Origin of the sequence: Solibacillus isronensis (assembly GCF_900168685.1) — a bacterium.
GTDB classification, from domain to species: domain Bacteria; phylum Bacillota; class Bacilli; order Bacillales_A; family Planococcaceae; genus Solibacillus; species Solibacillus isronensis_A.
The window spans coordinates 43,845-61,722 of the sequence record NZ_FVZN01000005.1 but is presented as its reverse complement, the minus strand read 5'-3'; the positions used below and the strand labels follow the sequence as shown (position 1 = coordinate 61,722).

Below are 17,878 nucleotides of genomic sequence, written 5' to 3'. Positions count from 1 at the left end.
AATGTTTTAAGGGGATTACCATTTAATATTTATAGGACTGCCCGCCGTCGATTGGAATAACCGCTGCGTTAATGAAGTCCGCTTCGTTAGATAGCAGGAATGCTACTAAATAACCGACTTCTTCCGGCTTACCGAAACGTCTCATCGGATTTGGCTTTACAAACTCCTTGCCGACTTCCTCCCAGTTATCGCCACCCATTTGGCGCAGTGATCCTTCTACCATTGGCGTCATAATCGCACCCGGGGCAATTGCTTTAATCGAAATTCCGTATTGGCCGTATTCAATCGCCGAGTTACGCGTTAACCCGACAACACCATGTTTACTAGCCGCATAGCCTGACTGGTTTCCGACACCGCGGATTCCGCCAACCGAAGCTGTATTGACAATCGAGCCGTATCCTTGCTCCTTCATCACTTTCAGCACATATTTCATACCATAGAAGACACCGTTCAAATTGACGGATATAACTTTATGAAATTCCTCAATACCGTAATCTCCAGTTAAGTTTTGCTTCCCTTCAATTCCCGCATTGTTAAAGAAACCATCAATTTTGCTGAATTTCTCAACCGTTTGATTCACAAAATTTTCAACTTCACTTTCTGTAGCTACGTTTGCTGTCACTAACAATGTTTCAGCATTTGGTGCTACTTCAAGCACTTTTTTCTTCGTTTCATCCAGTCCTGCCTGATTTAAATCAACGAGTACAAGCTTTGCGCCTTCCTTTGCAAGCTGCAATGTGGCAGCTTGTCCTAATCCAGAACCTGCACCGGTAACAATTATAACTTTTCCTTCAAAACGATTCATGAGTTGTCCTCCTTTGTAATGAAAAGCTCACCATCAGCATACAGTATTTTCTGTTTGAGTAAAATTTATAGCCCCTAAAAAATTTATTATTTCGAAAACTTATAAATTATTTTAAAATAGTATTAATCATTCAAGTTCGCTAGTTTTAATTTACGGATTCTACAGCATGCTTCTCAGTATCGCCGCCATTTTTGTATCCTGATGTACTCCACTAATTACTTCATTTACTTCTTCAAAACTAAAATTATCAGCCCAAACCTTTCCTATTCCGAAAAGTTGCACTCCGAAAAGAATAGAAGCCCCTTCTTTAGGTACATCAAGTATCATTGAGTACTGATTCCAATCTGTATTTTGTTGTAAACTGCTGTTATCTATACTCTTAAACATAATTACATCGTCATACGAATCATTAATTTGAAGCCAAGCCTGACATCTTGACAATTGCTCCGTTTTTAAATAACAAGACATTTTTATTTGTTTTCCTATATAAATGCTTGCTTGAAATTTCTGCATTATTGTTGCAAATTCTCCAATACCAGCACCTTTTTTTGAATAAAGTAATCCTGATTTTCTACCCGAATAGAATATATTTTCGTCCAATTCGAATTTGTATATATCAGGATTAGAACTGATGAGTTGCCATCCTTTAAGTGATTCTTTTTTCTTCATCTTTATACATCTCCTTTAATTAACTTGTTTATTTTAAGTTATATTAAATTTAACTATTATTTTTGATATTTATTGCTCTTTAATAAATTCCTCACTTCCCCTTGAAAAAAGAGCAGGAAACAATCAAATGGTTGGCGTCCCCGGATTTCCTCCTCTATCCAATGTCGAAGTACAATTATTGGCTATGTATGCGTACTAGAAAAAAGACTAAGATCTACTGCTAATAATGGATATTGATATACTTGTATTTCAGTATAGATTACTAGATTATCCTTACTCTCTTGTCAAAGGTCCCCTTGTCTAAACAGCTGCTTTGTATTCTATTTTGTTGCTCTTCTGTACAAACACTCAGCTGATAATTGCTAGATAAGAGATATCACTTTCGGCTTTTCCTTTTGTCTATGCTAGAAAAGTTTTTATATTTTTATATTTGTTTAATCATCTGGGTTTTTGGCAATAAAGTATTTAATTAATGTACCAACGAGTCACGATTACGTACGAGGTTAAGTTGAGAAGATGGAGTCGCAGCGAAAGCGAGTCTGAATGGGGCGAATTAGTATGTGCTCGTAGCCCCGAAACCAGGTGGTCTACCTATGTCCAGTATGAAGGTGAGGTAACTCTCCCCGGAGGTCCGAATTGTTGTGGGAGTATATAACAGTCCTGTCATTCAAATCCGGCTTATTTTATCAAAGTATAAGCAAGTATGAAATTAAATTATGATTTCATACTTGCTTTTAATTTTAGATTTGACATTATTTATGATTCTTATACTTTAGAATATATTTCTCCATAGGTTATTAATGTGTGCATTACGAAAACTTAATTCCCCATGTAGTGAATCCTCTGATTTATCTAAACGAGATAATTTTATCAATATACTATATAGTTCATTAGGTTTAAGAATTCTTTTGAATTTATCAAAATAATCAGATATCAAAAACGCGATAATCCCTGTACAATGAGCAGTTGCTATACTAGTACCATAACCTATGCAATATCCTTTTGATATACCTATATTATTGTTTAACTGATCCATTGTATGCAAATATGTAGGAAAGCATGTAACAATTGGATCATCTAAACTAAATTCAACTTGTCGCCAGTCTCCACCAGGTACTAAAAAATCTATTGCACCATAATTAGAATAACTACTCTTTAAGCCTCCTCGGTCTGTAGCTCCGATTAAATATACATTATTAAATCTATTAGTAAAGTTAGGTGGGATTTTTTTATTTTGATTTCCTGCAGCTATAGTGATGAAAATATTTAAGCTGTTTGCTTTTTCAAATAACTTACAAATAATATCTATAGTTGACTGATTCATTTTATCAAAAGGTAAGGATAAGCTTAGATTAATAATTTGAACTTCGGATTCTATTGCTTTCACAATGGCATTTATTAAGTTTTTTATCCTATAAGTATTATCATTAGAGATTTTATATACGATTAACTCGACATTTGGGAAACAACCTTTAATTACTTCTTCTGCACAAATAACTCCGGCCACCATGGTCCCATGTCCAGTTAGATCTAAAATATCACTATCATCACCAGAAAAATCAAAAGAATCTTCTATATTAATTTTTTTAATTAGCTCTGGATGATATTTATCAATACCACTATCTATAAGTGCTACTTTGGGAACAAAGCATTTTTTAGCATATAATTCTTCATAAGGTATTTTTAACATTTCTAAATTCCATTGGAAATGATGTAAAGGTATTTTATTTTTCATTAATAAGGTTCCTATTAATATTTAAAAGATTTCTTATTTCATCTACTAATTTTTCTTTATCTTCCTTACTTTTTACTGGGTGCTTTAATATCAAAGTTGAAAGCTTTTCATCATTCTCAAATAAATCTTTATCACTTATATACAAATTATATAATTCAGGACTATATTTCGCTAGTTTATCCATCTTAGTATTGATTTTATGTTGAGGTGTACCAAACCCTAAAGAAGTATATATAGCAATAAATATATCGAACAATATATCTAGTAAAATCATTATTTATTCCCACCTTAATCAAATGATTGTGTTTGTACAAAATATCGATATTTTTCGTGTGATATTACGAGTTCATCATGCTTACCTATACCTGTAATTACACCATTATCTAAAAATATAATTTGATCGGCATTTTTTATTGTAGAAAGTCTGTGTGCAATTATTAAAGTAGTTCTATTTTTAATTAATTTTGAGATGGCTTCTTGCACATAGAATTCACTTTCACTATCCAAACTAGAAGTTGCTTCATCCAGTAATAAAATATTGGGATCCCTTAAAAGTGCCCTACCAATAGAGATTCTCTGCTTTTGCCCACCTGATAACTTAACGCCTCTCTCACCGACCTGTGTTTGAAATTTGGATTCAAATTTAGATATAAACTGGCTTGAATTGGAAATACTTGCAGCATATTCTAAATCTTTAATTTCATAATTTTCATCAATGCCATATACTAAGTTTTCTTCTAAAGTACCCGCCATTAAACCACTTTCTTGCATTACATAACCTATTTGCTTTCTCCATTCATCTAAAGGATACTCATTTATATTAATATTATTTAATAAAATTTCTCCTTCAGAAAGTTGATATAACCTTTCGAGTAAATAGAATATTGTAGACTTTCCTGATCCAGAAGGACCTACAATAGCTGTCACCTTATGTGCTGGTATTGAAAAGTTAATATTTTTCAATACTTGCTCTTTTCCATTACCCCCTCTGTTAGGATAGATGTCGTACCGAGCTTACGTGGCATAGTAAAGTAAAAACACGGAGGTCGAGACAAATGACAATGAAAAGAGAACGTATCCGCTACACGGCTGAACAAAAAAAAGCCGTTGTTGCACGCATGATGCCACCACAAAACGAAGCGGTAGCGAAAATAAATGAGGAAACAGGCATTACAGAAGCCACCCTATATAAATGGCGCAAGGAAGCACGTGCAGCAGGTAGTGCAACACCTGGCAATGGTCAAACAAGCGACAAATGGAACAGCCATGATAAATTTTTAGTAGTAATGGAAACCTTCTCGATGAATGAAGCTGAGTTAGCGGAATATTGTCGTCGAAAAGGCTTATATCGTGAGCAGATCGAAGCGTGGAAAGAAGTTTGTCTTCAGGCAAATGGTCAGGCATTTGATCAGGCAAAGCAGTTGAATGGGCAATTAAAGGAAGAAAAGCAGCGGGCAAAGGCGTTGGAGAAGGACTTACAGAAGAAAGAAAAGGCATTGGCAGAAGCGGCAGCCTTATTACTCCTTCGAAAAAAGGCCCAAGCGATTTGGGGGGACGACGAGGAAGAATGACCTGCCCGTCAAATCGCAAACTCGCAGTAGAATTGATTCAAGAAGCGAACCGAAACGGGGCGCGATTGGCAAAAGCATGTGAAGAATTGCATATTAGTGTTCGCACGTATGAACGTTGGGTAAAGGACGGGGAAATCCAGTGGGACCAACGCCCTATCGCTAAGCGTCCCCTACCGAAAAATAAGCTGTCCGAAGAAGAACGAACAGAGATTTTAACCGTTGTGAAGCAGGATGAATATGCCGATTTACCACCAACACAAATTGTCCCAAAGTTAGCCGATCAAGGAACGTACATCGCTTCAGAATCAACATTTTACCGTGTATTACGCGAAGAAAAGATGCAAAATCACCGAGGCTTTAGTCAAAAACCGACGAAGCGGGTACCGGAAAGTCATCTTGCTGTGGCACCGAATCAAGTATGGACATGGGACATTACGTGGTTAGCAGGACCTGTGAAAGGTATGTTTTATCGTCTTTATTTAATCATTGATTTATTTAGTCGCAAGGTTGTCGGCTGGGAGGTTTGGGAAACCGAAGAAGCAAACTATGCGGAGCAACTGGTGCAAAAAGCGGTACTGAATGAAAAAATTCAAGGTGCACCACTCGTCCTTCATTCGGATAATGGCAGCCCGATGAAAGCCTCCACTTTTCAAGGGTTTCTGGAGAAAATGGGCATTCAAAGCTCGTATTCAAGACCACGTGTCAGCAACGATAATCCCTATTCAGAAGCGATGTTTCGGACGTTGAAATACCGCCCTGATTTCCCGCGAAAAGGGTTTAAGTCCGTAGTGGAAGCACGTGCTTGGGCATTAAAATTTGTCCGCTGGTACAACGAAGTACATTTACATAGCGCCTTGAAATTTGTGACGCCGGTGCAGTGCCATACTGGTAAACATATCGGAATTTTAGAGAAAAGAAAATTAGTGTATGAAGAAGCCAAACAAAAGCATCCAGAACGTTGGGCTGGGCAGACACGCAATTGGTCAGCGCAACAACAAGTCGCACTGAATCCGATAAAAGAAGTCGTTCAGGAATAAAAAATCCCCCTTTTCCCTGTTGAAGTTCAATGGAAAGCGATTTTCTTTCCATTGAACTTCAACAGGACAGCAAGCACAGCGCGCTAGCTTCGATTGAATTGGGGATTTGATTGGAACGAATAGGAGTTTAGTAGAAAAGTAAAATAGCTCGATGCGACAACTATATTGACAAACACCGATTATAAGAGAACGACACATTACTAAATGTAATATTTTCATTAAGATTATTTACTAAAGATTTAGATGTTCCTTTATTATCAAACTGATCAAGCTGCTCTGATTCTTCTAAATACAAATCATATAATTTTTTCGTAGATCCTTCCGTTTTCTTAAATTCTGTATAAAATGCTGATAGTGATGCCATAGGGGTAATGGCTTGTACTAAGTAAAATACAACCGCTACAAAGGTTCCTGCTGTTAATGTTCCATTGGAAATACGATAAACCCCATAACCAAGAACAGAAAATAATACACCTAGAACTACACTTGTAACAATAGGTGACACAATCGATTGAATTTTGGCTTCTTTCAAATTTAATCTATACATATTTTTTAAACTTTTATTAGCTAAATTAAATTCTTTTTTTTCAGCATTATATACCTTAACTAAACGAATTTCTGATAATACTCTATTCATCAAACTTGTGAAATTGGCTAAGGAATCTTGTTTCTCAAGAGCAACCTTATAAGTCATATTTCCAATTGGTAATATAACTAAGAGAACAACTGGAATAGCTATAAATATAAGTAATGTAATTTTCCAATCAAGGACAAATAACATAGAAACTGCACCAATTACTATAATAATTTGAGAAAGTAAATTCGTTACTTTTTCGGTTACAAAGCTATTAATATTTTCAATATCATCTGTCATCCTGCTTATTACGATTCCTGACTCCGTTTGATCATAAAAAGCTGTTTTCAGTTTTAAAATATGTGCAAATATTGTTGAGCGTAAATTATACATTATTTTACTGCCCAAAACTTTGATTAAATAATATGTAAAGCCACTAACTAATGCGTTTACAATAAATAGCCCTATAAATATTAATATTTCATTATTAGTTATACTTTGGTTTGTTAAAGCATCAATTAAATCTCTCGTTAAAATTGGCAATGTCAAAGATATACCGGCTGATACAATTGAAAAGATGATAATTATAATTAATAACTTCTTTGGCCATTTTATTAAACGTAGTAAATTTATTAAAGTCATAAATTTCCCCTCACTTAATCTCTTCCTTTCAATTATCTAATAAAAACAATGACATCCAATTTGTTTTTACAGTTCCCTTTATTAAATAATTTAAAGTCAAATATACACCTGAGTTACCAGAAAGGAGACTATATTTATTTAAATAATTTAATTTTCCATTATATTCTTCAACATCCCAAAAGCCGAACCTGCTTGTATTATCAAAGGAGGAAGTCAGCTTTTCAGTTAGTTTTTTGTATAAATCAGAAAGTATCTGTTCGCCCTTCTTTAATTGTATTTTTTTTATTACTAATAAGGTTCCTGCAAACCCATGACATATCGTAGGAGACAGTAAATCTATCTCAATTTGACTTTGATCATATTTGGTACAACAATCATTTAAAAAAGTTTCTATTTTTTCATCGTTTAAGATTTCATTTGCACACAATAAGGAATAAATTATCATTAAATCCCCGTAACACCAGCTTAGATTTACTTGTTTTTCATTATATGAGATAACATTCTGTAAACTTTCAAAGCTTAATTTTTTTTCCCAAACAAAATAATCACGATGGCTTGATTTAGTATCATAATACCAATTCACTATACGTTCAATTGCTTGTTGAATTTCTGGATTTTTATTTAATTTATAAAGACTTACTAGACTAATTAAAACACCACATATTCCATGGGATACTCCCTGATTAAAATTACCATTTGCAAATTTAGTTTTTTCATTATCTAAAAACTGATGTTCAGCTTTAATCAACCAGTTTGGAACCTTTTTGTTTTTAATATCGGTTGATTTTGTTAAATCGATAAAATACTCTGATATCTCCTTAAGAATATTTTGAAAATCTATATCGGCTTTTTTGTAAGTTAATATATACTGTACAATTCCGACCATGCCCTCCATGAGGTCGTAATCTCCCATTTTTACATTTTGATTTTCTAAATTACATTTAACTTCTTTTATCTTATCGTGAATAAGCTTTTTTAAAATCTCATCACAGTTATTAATTACCTCTTGATATTGGCCATTAGAATTTAATGTCTCTAAACTAAAGCACACTCCCGAAAGTCCTGACCAAAGACCCGGATTGTCTATTTTCTCAATGCCATTTCTTGAAATCCCTAATTTAAATATATTGTGGGTATAGTATTGATAAGTTTCTTTACCTGTTTGATAAAACATTTCAGATAGGAAAATACAGTTACCTAATAACCCATTTGCAATATCATAATACGAATAGTTATAAAATAAGTCTCTTATAGGTGAATCTATTTTTTGATACTCCTCATTGATAAAACTTATAATATTCTTAATATCCTTAAATTCATGAGCATATTTGTAGATAGCTTCTTCTAAATATTTATTATCATTAATTACAGACATGTTAGACAATGACTTCCTCTCCTTTCTTAGCAAGCTTATTTGGAGTTTTTAATTTATGAGACCTTTCTTTTAAATATAAATATATTAAATTCATCATTTTATTTTCTTCTATATTATGTATTCCTAATCTGTTTAAATGCATATGAAGAATAGATAATACATAATTATCAAAGTTATCCTGATCTTTAATTTGCTCTCTATAATCCCCTAAACTAATTCGCCAATTTTCACCTATATTTGATTTCATTAACATTAAAAGAGAATTTCCAACTTGTGGATTTTTTTGCTCTACTTCTTTTATTTCTTTACGAAATTCTTGATAGTACTTTTTATCAAATACATAGTTTTTTTCTAGCCAATTATAAATTTGTTCATTTTCTATAAAACTTTTTAGTAATTCTACACATGTATAAACTAAAAAGATTGATTTATACTCGCTTCTATTTATAAGGGGCGATATATTAAGAGTTAATAATGAATCTGCAATAAATACATTTTCAGCATACTCAATTCTTTTTGGTCCACCGTATCTATCTAATTCTCGATTATATTTAGTAGAGACTACATCATATATTCTTTTTTGCTCGTAAAGAGTTTCTATAAAATCTTTTAGTACTTCTTGAACCAATAACTTATTTTTTTCCTCATATTTTATTCTTAATCGAATATGAGGTTTAGGGTCTGCATACTTTATATAGAAAAATTGACCCTTGCTGGTTAAATTATTCGCTAAATCTTTTAAGTTTTGAGATATTATTTTTCCATCTTTACCTAGCGGATGATATAGCTTTAAGTAATACCAATTTTTTGCTTCACTTTGTTTGTAGATAAGTGGATCATATAAAGTAACCTGCTCTTTTGCTGCTGATTTATTTGAATTGTTTTGTACATAAATTGAATAGACAATTTCATTTATATAATGATTTCCGTATGAATCTTTTAAAATACTTTCGTAGAGCAGCTCATCAGCATCTTCTAGTTTTAACTTTCTTTCTTTTTTTAACATTTTAAGTAAAATATCAATATTAGATTTATTTTCCAAATCTATTAGAATAAAGTTATCAAAATCAACTATTTTAACAAATCTGGAAACTTGGTATTTTACTTTGAAATCATCTAAATACTTGTTTAAATCCATATTCTTGTTTTCTATATTTAAATTCCAAGTTTTAGCTTTAATTATATAATTTCCGTATCTGACAAGGGGTAATACAGGTTTATCATCAAACATGCCCCAATCAAATTGATATGTAGGGAAATTTCTAAACATTTCCACATCCAAAATGAACCTGTAAATATTCGGGCTATTCAAACGGTGATTTAACATATGAGAAATAGAAAATCTCATTTCTTTCCCTAATTCTTTACTATAAAATTTAAAATTTTGTCCATCCGTATAGACAAATACATCATCTAAGTTTATCTTCTTTTTTTCTTCATTATTGTATGAATTAATAGTTAACTCATAATCACAATGGGTTTTTGCTTTCATAACATTAGAAGATCTAGGAATAAAGGGATTTATATTTACATTTACTAATTCTAGATTAGGATTTATATAAGTTATCTGTTCTTTTTGTTCATCTATAAACTGTTCTACTTGTTTATGAGGCAGTCCATAAAGAAATCTACCTGCTGTCCTCCCAGCAAATGGCGAAAAAATGTTTCCTGACGGATAAATTCTAAATTTATCTCCATCTTGGTAAACAGATACATAAATATCTGCACTTCCTTCTTTTATAGGCATTTCCTTATTAATATATTTATCTACCAACGTCTTAATATCTATTTCCCCATTATTAATAGTATTCAGCTTATAAATTAGTTCACTAAAAAATTGATTATCAGAGCGTTGATTTACATGTTTGGAGTTATAATATTCATAATCTAATACCCCCGCCGGATTTGTATATGTTGGTGGAGGGCCTAACTCAGATTTATCATTAATTAATGTCTTTAATGGGATACCAATATTAATTCCATAATGGTCCATAAATTTGTTTAAATAGTATTCCATAGCATAATCCTTTGCATCGAATAATATACCTAATCTATATAGGAGTTCTGCATACGATTTCAGTTCTAACTTTAACTCATTCGAAAAATTTAATTCTTCAGAATAAATACTATCAATTTGAATATATTCTTTTGAATTTACAACGGAACTCATCTCTTTTTCAATTTTTGTATAATCGTTATTTTTTTCATCTTCTATGTACGAAATTATCTTCTCTAAAAAATTCTTATATACTGAAGAAGTTACTCCTAAACTTTCTAATACCTTTATCAGTTCTAATACTTTATTATTTGTGGAATTTGAAATTCTTAAACTTGAAATTAAAAACTCTTTTTGCAATAGACTGCTGATATAATTATTGGCAGTTTTTGTATCAACACCTTTATCTTCCAGGGTCTTGAGATATCCCGAAACTTTTGCTCCTGATTTAAAATAATTTAAAGTATAAACTAATAAATCTGTTCTATTTAACTGGACTTCTTTAATGGATGTATAATCTTTCACATCGCCACCAGTATAATATGGTAAATAATATAGGTCATAATCCTCTTCTAATAATTCATTTGTTTTTAGTTCTAATAATGTTAATAAATCTAAGTTTTTTTCTAAATAATTTATATATTCATTTAACCATTCTTCAGAAATCCTAACTTTCTTCTGAACTTTTTCAGAGACTATAGTTGATTTAGTACTCCCTTCAAAGGTTCCTAGAGCTACTGAAGAAAATCTACTAAATGGTGTTGGCCTACTATGAAATCTTACGTAATATTTAAATAATGACTGGAATATATTATTTATATCTTTTTTATTTTTATTGTTATAATTTAATAAGCTTTCATAAAGCGACGGACTTGCCGTTTTTATATTCTCTACAAAACCTTGATCTTTCAATATCTTTTGTATCCAATTTATTTCATCAAATTTTGTATATTTCGATTTATTAAAGTCTTGCATTAGTTTATTTATAGATCTATTCGGAAATCTAATAGTAAAGTTATTTCCTATGTTAAAAATTTGTGAATTCATGTTAGACATCCTTTCGTTTTTTTTTACTTTTGTAAGCTTAAAACTTCAATTATATATATTTTTAAGGTAAAATTAGTTATTGATAGCTATTCATCTCGGCAAAGATGAATTAAAACCAACCGCAACTGAATGTACATGCACATGTACATGTTGATTTTTGAGTAACTTTAGTAATGGTTTTGATAGTTGTCAAAGTTTCGAAATCACCTGACATTTCCATAGTGTCCGCCGTGATTTCGAAATTTAATACGAAATCATCCTTTTTTAATTCTAATTCCTGATTTTTATATTCCATAACTATTCCTCCCTTATTAGCATTTAATTTAAATCAATTAGAAACATGCAGCAGTACAATATTGTGTACATTGGCAAGTACATGTAGCTTTACATGTAATTTTCGTTAAAATTGTCTTAGTTATTGATAAAGTTTCTAAATCAGCTGAAACCTCCATAGCATCACTAGAAATTTCAAAGTCTAAAGAAAAGTCAAGTTTAGTTAGGTTTTCAATTTGGTTCATTTCTTCCTTCCTCCTCTTTTTTCAAATTACCTTTTATACATAATTGAATGTTTTAAACTTACAAAAATAAAAAAAGTGTATTTCCTACGTGGATTATTATGTACTTTATTTTCCATTTTTGGAACCCTTTGAAGGGTTGGTAAATATTAAAATACTAATATTATCAAAAATATTAATATACTAATATCTCCACTTTTTAACAATAAATGTATGTATAATACAGGATAAGTATAAAAAAGGGAGGTTTAAAAATGAAAAGGAAAGTTTTATCTGGATTATTATTTACATATATCTTGACAGGATTCATTTTTGATTTACCAATTTTACCACTTGATTTACCTTATGAATTTGATATGTAGGAATTGTAGAAGTTCTGACTTTAATGAGGCTACAGACTAATTATTACTGACAAATCGTTTGTAGAATGCCTCACACTCATCACAAACATTAAATAAACAGTAAAAAAAGGCATTTCTAAAATACTTTAGAAATGCCTCTGGATTGATTATTAAATTAAACAGCAAATTAAACGAGCCAGCGCCCTTTCAATTCTCTCAATATCTTTAAAAGAGCGGCTCGTTCTAATATTTCAAAAAAGATCTCTGCACGCTTGTATTGGTATTTAATATCTTCTTCTGGATATCCAAGCTGCTCATAACATTGTCCGAGATAATAATAAAAGTTCCCTATATATGTCATTTTTTCATTTTTAATCGATTCAGCGATACCCTCTATCGCCTGCTCGATTGCATCTTTATAAAATCCCATATCATACGTCGTTTTTACTTTATTAAATATAACTTTCAATTTGAAGGTATTAGGATCAAAGATAAAATTGCTACCTAAAATATTTACGTCAATTTTATTATAATAGAACAACGACTTACTATATTCTTTTTTTGTTGCATACAAAACTGCCAATGAATTTTGTATACGTGCTAATAAATAATTTTTATTCAATTCATAATCGGGTGTCTCTTGAGATAGCTTTGTAATTTGCATGATTGCTTCCTCAAGCGACACTTTTTTTATGTAATATCCACTTAGGTAATATAACCATTTAAAATAATTGTCACCGTCAACCCAAATTGAACATTTTTTGCTCATTAAGGATGAACACTTTTTATTCGTTAAAGATTCTTTGTTGATGTTTTAAACGATGACTTTCATTGTTCATATGAATGACCTCGACTCTGTGTAACAGGCGGTCTAAAATAGCAGTCATCATCCCTTGGTTATCCACTAACTCTGTCCATTCTTCTGGACTTCGATTTGATGTCAATATTAGCGAACTTTGTTCGTATAGCTGATGTACGAGTTGAAAGAATAAAGTGGCTTCCCGTTGATCTAAAGCCATATACATCACATCATCGATAATAATTAAATCTGACGCTCTCAAACGTTTTAATTGGATTTGTGAGCGATGTGTAAATTCCTCTGTTTTCAATAACTGAATTAATTCTCCCATTGTTATGAAATAGACTTGAAAGCCTTTTTGAATGGCTTCAATGCCTAAGCCTACGGCCAATAACGTTTTCCCTGCACCAGGTGGTCCTAAAAGAATTAAATTGTAACTTTGCTCTAACCATTGGAACTCTTGTAGCTGTTTCATTTGGCGCTCTGTAATCGCTGTTTGCTCCTCTAACTGAAACATATGCAACGGCTTATGGTATGGGAAACGTGCCCACGATAAACGCTTTTCGATACTCTTTTCTTCTCGTCTTCTAAGCTCTAATGTTGTTAGCTCATCAATGAATTCTAAATACGTCCACGATACTTGTTCCGCTTGGCGGAGAAGCTCTGGGAGCCCCTCAGCCGTTTCTGCTAAACGTAATTGCTTAAATGCCTGTTGGATATCTGCCACACTTTTACTCATATTATTTGCCTCCCATACGTTGAATGTATTCTTTTAAATCTCTCGTTTGAACTGCTATTGCTAGCGATTCTTTTGATTCTTTTACAGTAGTTATTGGCTGCTCTGGTTCAATTTTTGTTCGCTTAAAATAGGCGACCACATCTCGAAACTCATTTGCGCTATATAACTTTTCTTGAATACATTTATCAATTGCTGCAGAAATCCATTCTGGGTTCTCTTTCGCAATTTTTTGGAATAACAATAATTGATCTCTACGATATCGACCGTATGTATGACAAACATCTTGAATATATTGCTCGGCTCCTTTATATGGAAATAAAGTGAGCACATTACGTTGTAACTCATCGAGCGACTTAGAGCGATCACGTCCATGATTTATATTTTTTATCAGTTTGCCTTTTTCTAAACTAATGGTATGTTCCGTAAGAATTTCGCCAGTATGCGGTACTAATATTTTTAATTTCTGCCCTTGGGGCACTATTTGTATGACTGGATAGTTCGTATATGTTCCCAGTGGAACGGAATATCGATTAGATGCGTACCGAACTGTGTTGTCCTTGTTGACATTCCTTGTTATAATTTCTGTATGGTTGCTTTCTAATTTAGGAAGCGGTGTAGAGATTTTTCTTAAGTGTTGCTTTTCCAGGAGAAACACTTCGAAAGGTCTCTTTTTTGTTGTATTGTGCACTTTATAATTCCCTGTACGTTCTAACCATTTTAAAGACCTATCGTTCCAGTCCTCAAGTGTTGTATAAATTCGATTTTTAGCGAAATTATATTTTACGTATTTTACAACACTCTCTATTTTGCCTTTCGATTCGGGATCTGCTTTGCGGCACAGATAGATTTTAAATTTCCGGTCTTTTACGTATTGTTGAAACTCCTGAGTTAAAATAAGATCCCCAGCGTTTTCACTTACCGCAATTAAATTGTCTTGATCGTAAACAATTTCATCCGTTATACCGCCATAAAACTGAAAAGCTTTTTCATGACAGTCTATTGTATCTCTTGTTGTAAAAGGTCGATCTAACCACACCGTGAATTTATGCCGGGAGTGTGCTAACACAAAGGCAACGAAATATAATTTCACTTCTTTACCAACCGTTGTTTTTTGAATGGTTTGTCCCCAATCTACTTGTAATTGCTTCCCTGGAGGCAGCTCAATGACGGCTTCGTATTCGCGAGGTTCATCTACTTTTTCAATTTGATAAATTTCACGAATTTCATTTACATAACGCCTAACCGTACTTTCTCCTACATCAATCGTTGGGAATTTTTCTTGTAGCCAATCTAAGACTTGCGCCCCCGTTAAGCTAGGAAACTCAAGTAACCAACCTACAATCCAATCTTGGTATTCATCCAGCTTCTTTTTGCGTCCAGTCTGACTAAATTCATTTACTGCATCTTCAAATGACATATCTAAATATTTATACACGGTGTTACGTGATATTTTTAGTCGTTTTGCGATTTGTGCAACCTTAAATCGACGATTGCGTAATTGATGAATTTCGATATGTAACACAAGCTTCTCCTCCATTAGTACAGCCTCCTTATAAACTGATAATTCCAGTTTACAGGAAACTATTAAATTGGTGAAAAAGTGTTCAATTGAAATGAGCAAAAACTGTTAAGTTTATTTTAGCGGTTACAATAATATTTGTACCAATTATACTCCGATTCCGAATTTAGTTCGTTATTGGCAAGATCAAATATTTTTTCATACTCCATTTGGGAGAGCAAACGCTCAACTTGATCAAGTAAATCTGTTTCTAAGTTTGCATTTTCTAAATATATAATATCTACAAAATGTGTGATTGGTATATTTAATCTAAGCGAAAGCGATAACAAAATATCAATACCCGGTAACATTTTACCTTTTTCTATAATACTAATTGTTGCCTGTGAACAAATATCTTTACAAAGTTGCTTTTGTGTAATATTTCTAAGCTTCCTCATCTTTATAATTTCTTTCCCTAATAATATTCCCATTAAAAATCAACTCTTTCTCTATAATTTTATCTAGGGTATATCATGTACTATGTGCCCAATATAATTTGCTATTTTTTTGCTATTTAGTTGTATTAAATAATATTATTAAGACTCTTTTAATACTTTTATAATTGATTAACAACAATAATAATTCCTTCCATTTATATAATACTTTATTCACTATTATGAATTTAAAACACCCTAATATTATCCTATCAATAGTATGAGTAAATTTCACTATTTTTTCAAAATATGTTAAATAAACTTTTTTATAGAAGTAAGACCTTCTTTTATTACCGTTATTTTGGACAAAGAAAGTTATTCGGTGAGCATCTGCTTGAACGAGCCGGAAGATAATCATTTGGATATAAAGATTGAAGACAATGTAGAAATATTAAATTTGAAACTAAGTAATATGTATATACATAAGTAAAGCCATTCGTTGGCTATTTTTAGTTGGAAACTAACTATTAGAAAATAAAGTCGCTAAATAAGCGATTTGACAAAAATTCAGCTCTTAGTCTGCGTTGTGGTGGTGCAGGTTTCCACCCCAATGCAGACTTAGAGTTAGGCGCGGTTATTTCAGGCAACCTGTGAGGCACGAGTTCGATATTGTATCGGGCTCATGCTTTTTAATTCAACGAAACGCACTTATTCACTGTGCTTACGTACTGATTATATTAGTTACATCAGTTATGTCCGTTATACCTGATATATCTGATATGTCTTATTTTGTAGAACGAATTATAAAGGAATGTAGTGATTTTTTACGATTTGTATGTATTAAAGGGGGGATATGTTATGTCTGATACATCGAATATAAATTTTATATCGGATATATCTAATACAACAATTGGTGGGGAGCTTATTTATGACACTGTTACAGTAAGTAAAATGCTAGGGGTCCAGGAAAGTTAGATCTGCTATCAAAAATAAGGCATGGATCCGGTATGAAATCGGACCCATGCCTATTAAAATTCTTATCTTAATTAAAAAAGCTCAAATAGTAAGGATGTTCGTTTATTGAATTCATCCAAATTGATAGCAGCATCTATTGCTTCTCGAACTTTCTTTTCCTGTTCTGCGTATTTTGCTGCAAAATATTTTGCATCCGCCATCGTTGTTTTGTACTTTTCTACGATTGCTTCTATATTCTTTTCCTCTACTTCTGTCGGATGACAATACTGGGCAATATCGAAAATTTCATCACCAGGACGATTTTCATCCGGAAAATACACATGTGGCTCCGTGCTATCAAAAATACAGAATTTCAGTTCCGGGATAATGACCATATCGATCGAATTGGAATCAAGTCCGCACCAAACGAGTTGTACATCAAACCCTCTGCTTACCGCTTCGTTCGCCAACTTTTTCATCATCGAAGACTTCCCTGTTCCTGGATACCCTTTAATAAACAATCTCTTTTCCAGGTTTTGTGTAATACTTTGTACTGTGTCCTGTGCTCCTGTTGGAGTTAATGTTCCAAGTAACCGGTGTGTAAGCTGGCCGGATTTCTGCCGATTCGTTGCAGCAAATAGATTGATCGATAACTCAGCAAACTGCTGATCCAACCCGCTCCATTCCATTTGCTTTCTCGTCTCCACTTCCCAGTCATCATGAATGTGTATAGCATTTGAAAGCTTGGTAAAGCACCGGTCATAGTAGGCTTGTTTCGATTCGTTTACCGAAGACAAATTTTCATTCAATGCAATGTGTTGTTCATCCAAACAGTCATAAAGGGAAATGACATGGTCCCGTACCCCTGGCAGTACTGGTTCTAAAGACGGGTTTGTCGCTTGAACAATTAATATACGATGAGGGGCTTGAATATAAACAGCTTCGACCGTATTTTCAAATAAAGGATCATGGAAAAACTCAATGTGTGCCCCTTTTTCATAGTAGTGCGACCCGATTTTCTGCAGTAACTCCGAAATTTTGAAACCGTGCGCTCCCTTTAATAAATACACAGCTTTTGCTTCATCCATCAACTCTTTATAAATATTTTTAATACCCTGCCCTGTCATTGCCTGGCCGAAGAAATGTT

The 17,878-nt window shown here is 32.7% G+C and carries 15 protein-coding genes and 1 pseudogene; 1 reads left to right on the top strand and 15 read right to left on the bottom strand.

What is annotated here, in order from left to right; all coding sequences use genetic code 11:
* Positions 1-22 precede the first annotated feature (22 nt).
* The 5 genes from B5473_RS00935 to B5473_RS00915 form a co-directional block, all read right to left on the bottom strand.
* Positions 23-805 (bottom strand): SDR family oxidoreductase, encoded by a 783-nt coding sequence (locus tag B5473_RS00935; protein ID WP_079523254.1) that lies wholly within the window; start codon positions 803-805, stop codon positions 23-25.
* Positions 806-964: 159 nt separating this feature from the next.
* The gene (locus B5473_RS00930; RefSeq protein WP_079523253.1) at positions 965-1,474 is read right to left on the bottom strand and encodes a hypothetical protein; all 510 of its coding nucleotides are present in this window, start codon (positions 1,472-1,474) and stop codon (positions 965-967) included.
* A 772-nt stretch (positions 1,475-2,246) separates the two neighbouring features.
* A complete protein-coding gene (locus B5473_RS00925) occupies positions 2,247-3,209 on the bottom strand; it encodes a S8 family peptidase (protein ID WP_079523252.1) in 963 nt (320 codons plus the stop codon).
* Positions 3,199-3,483: a hypothetical protein gene (locus tag B5473_RS00920; protein WP_079523251.1), complete on the bottom strand. Its 285-nt coding sequence runs from the start codon at positions 3,481-3,483 to the stop codon at positions 3,199-3,201. The genes B5473_RS00925 and B5473_RS00920 overlap by 11 nt, the downstream gene beginning before the upstream one ends.
* Before the next feature lie 14 nt (positions 3,484-3,497).
* A complete protein-coding gene (locus B5473_RS00915) occupies positions 3,498-4,172 on the bottom strand; it encodes an ABC transporter ATP-binding protein (RefSeq protein ID WP_176141989.1) in 675 nt (224 codons plus the stop codon).
* Positions 4,173-4,270: 98 nt separating this feature from the next.
* Between B5473_RS00915 and B5473_RS00910 the strand changes: the two are divergent.
* Positions 4,271-5,817: pseudogene (locus B5473_RS00910) on the top strand (IS3 family transposase).
* A 160-nt stretch (positions 5,818-5,977) separates the two neighbouring features.
* On the opposite strand, the gene B5473_RS00905 reads toward B5473_RS00910, so the two are convergent.
* The 10 genes from B5473_RS00905 to B5473_RS00860 all read right to left on the bottom strand — a co-directional run bounded on the left by B5473_RS00905 (position 5,978) and on the right by B5473_RS00860 (position 17,819).
* Positions 5,978-7,033 carry an ABC transporter ATP-binding protein gene (locus B5473_RS00905; protein ID WP_079523249.1) on the bottom strand — a complete coding sequence of 352 codons (1,056 nt, stop codon included), beginning with the start codon at positions 7,031-7,033 and terminating at the stop codon, positions 5,978-5,980.
* A gap of 28 nt (positions 7,034-7,061) precedes the next feature.
* Positions 7,062-8,408, bottom strand: a complete 1,347-nt coding sequence (locus B5473_RS00900; protein WP_176141988.1) for a lanthionine synthetase C family protein — start codon at positions 8,406-8,408, stop codon at positions 7,062-7,064.
* A 1-nt stretch (position 8,409) separates the two neighbouring features.
* Positions 8,410-11,451 (bottom strand): lantibiotic dehydratase, encoded by a 3,042-nt coding sequence (locus tag B5473_RS00895; protein ID WP_176141987.1) that lies wholly within the window; start codon positions 11,449-11,451, stop codon positions 8,410-8,412.
* Between the two features lie 109 nt (positions 11,452-11,560).
* Positions 11,561-11,746, bottom strand: a complete 186-nt coding sequence (locus B5473_RS00890; protein WP_079523246.1) for a hypothetical protein — start codon at positions 11,744-11,746, stop codon at positions 11,561-11,563.
* Positions 11,747-11,783: 37 nt separating this feature from the next.
* Positions 11,784-11,969 (bottom strand): FDLD family class I lanthipeptide, encoded by a 186-nt coding sequence (locus B5473_RS00885; protein ID WP_079523245.1) that lies wholly within the window; start codon positions 11,967-11,969, stop codon positions 11,784-11,786.
* A gap of 525 nt (positions 11,970-12,494) precedes the next feature.
* Positions 12,495-13,076, bottom strand: a complete 582-nt coding sequence (locus tag B5473_RS00880; RefSeq protein WP_079523244.1) for a hypothetical protein — start codon at positions 13,074-13,076, stop codon at positions 12,495-12,497.
* A gap of 16 nt (positions 13,077-13,092) precedes the next feature.
* The gene (gene istB / locus B5473_RS00875; protein WP_079523243.1) at positions 13,093-13,845 is read right to left on the bottom strand and encodes an IS21-like element helper ATPase IstB; all 753 of its coding nucleotides are present in this window, start codon (positions 13,843-13,845) and stop codon (positions 13,093-13,095) included.
* Position 13,846: 1 nt separating this feature from the next.
* Positions 13,847-15,367: an IS21 family transposase gene (gene istA / locus B5473_RS00870; RefSeq protein ID WP_368483368.1), complete on the bottom strand. Its 1,521-nt coding sequence runs from the start codon at positions 15,365-15,367 to the stop codon at positions 13,847-13,849.
* A gap of 116 nt (positions 15,368-15,483) precedes the next feature.
* A complete protein-coding gene (locus B5473_RS00865; RefSeq protein WP_079523241.1) occupies positions 15,484-15,834 on the bottom strand; it encodes a helix-turn-helix transcriptional regulator in 351 nt (116 codons plus the stop codon).
* 989 nt (positions 15,835-16,823) lie between these two features.
* Positions 16,824-17,819 (bottom strand): nucleotide kinase, encoded by a 996-nt coding sequence (locus B5473_RS00860; RefSeq protein ID WP_254865209.1) that lies wholly within the window; start codon positions 17,817-17,819, stop codon positions 16,824-16,826.
* Between the last annotated feature and the right edge of the window lie 59 nt (positions 17,820-17,878).

Bases quoted from the DNA above. Each gene is read 5' to 3' on its own strand.
- B5473_RS00935 (WP_079523254.1), bottom strand. From the start codon at position 805: ATGAATCGTTTTGAAGGAAAAGTTATAATTGTTACCGGTGCAGGTTCT.
- B5473_RS00930 (WP_079523253.1), bottom strand. From the start codon at position 1,474: ATGAAGAAAAAAGAATCACTTAAAGGATGGCAACTCATCAGTTCTAAT.
- B5473_RS00925 (WP_079523252.1), bottom strand. From the start codon at position 3,209: ATGAAAAATAAAATACCTTTACATCATTTCCAATGGAATTTAGAAATG.
- B5473_RS00920 (WP_079523251.1), bottom strand. From the start codon at position 3,483: ATGATTTTACTAGATATATTGTTCGATATATTTATTGCTATATATACT.
- B5473_RS00905 (WP_079523249.1), bottom strand. From the start codon at position 7,033: ATGACTTTAATAAATTTACTACGTTTAATAAAATGGCCAAAGAAGTTA.
- B5473_RS00900 (WP_176141988.1), bottom strand. From the start codon at position 8,408: ATGTCTGTAATTAATGATAATAAATATTTAGAAGAAGCTATCTACAAA.
- B5473_RS00895 (WP_176141987.1), bottom strand. From the start codon at position 11,451: ATGAATTCACAAATTTTTAACATAGGAAATAACTTTACTATTAGATTT.
- B5473_RS00890 (WP_079523246.1), bottom strand. From the start codon at position 11,746: ATGGAATATAAAAATCAGGAATTAGAATTAAAAAAGGATGATTTCGTA.
- B5473_RS00885 (WP_079523245.1), bottom strand. From the start codon at position 11,969: ATGAACCAAATTGAAAACCTAACTAAACTTGACTTTTCTTTAGACTTT.
- B5473_RS00880 (WP_079523244.1), bottom strand. From the start codon at position 13,076: ATGAGCAAAAAATGTTCAATTTGGGTTGACGGTGACAATTATTTTAAA.
- istB (WP_079523243.1), bottom strand. From the start codon at position 13,845: ATGAGTAAAAGTGTGGCAGATATCCAACAGGCATTTAAGCAATTACGT.
- B5473_RS00865 (WP_079523241.1), bottom strand. From the start codon at position 15,834: ATGGGAATATTATTAGGGAAAGAAATTATAAAGATGAGGAAGCTTAGA.
- B5473_RS00860 (WP_254865209.1), bottom strand. From the start codon at position 17,819: ATGGATGAAGCAAAAGCTGTGTATTTATTAAAGGGAGCGCACGGTTTC.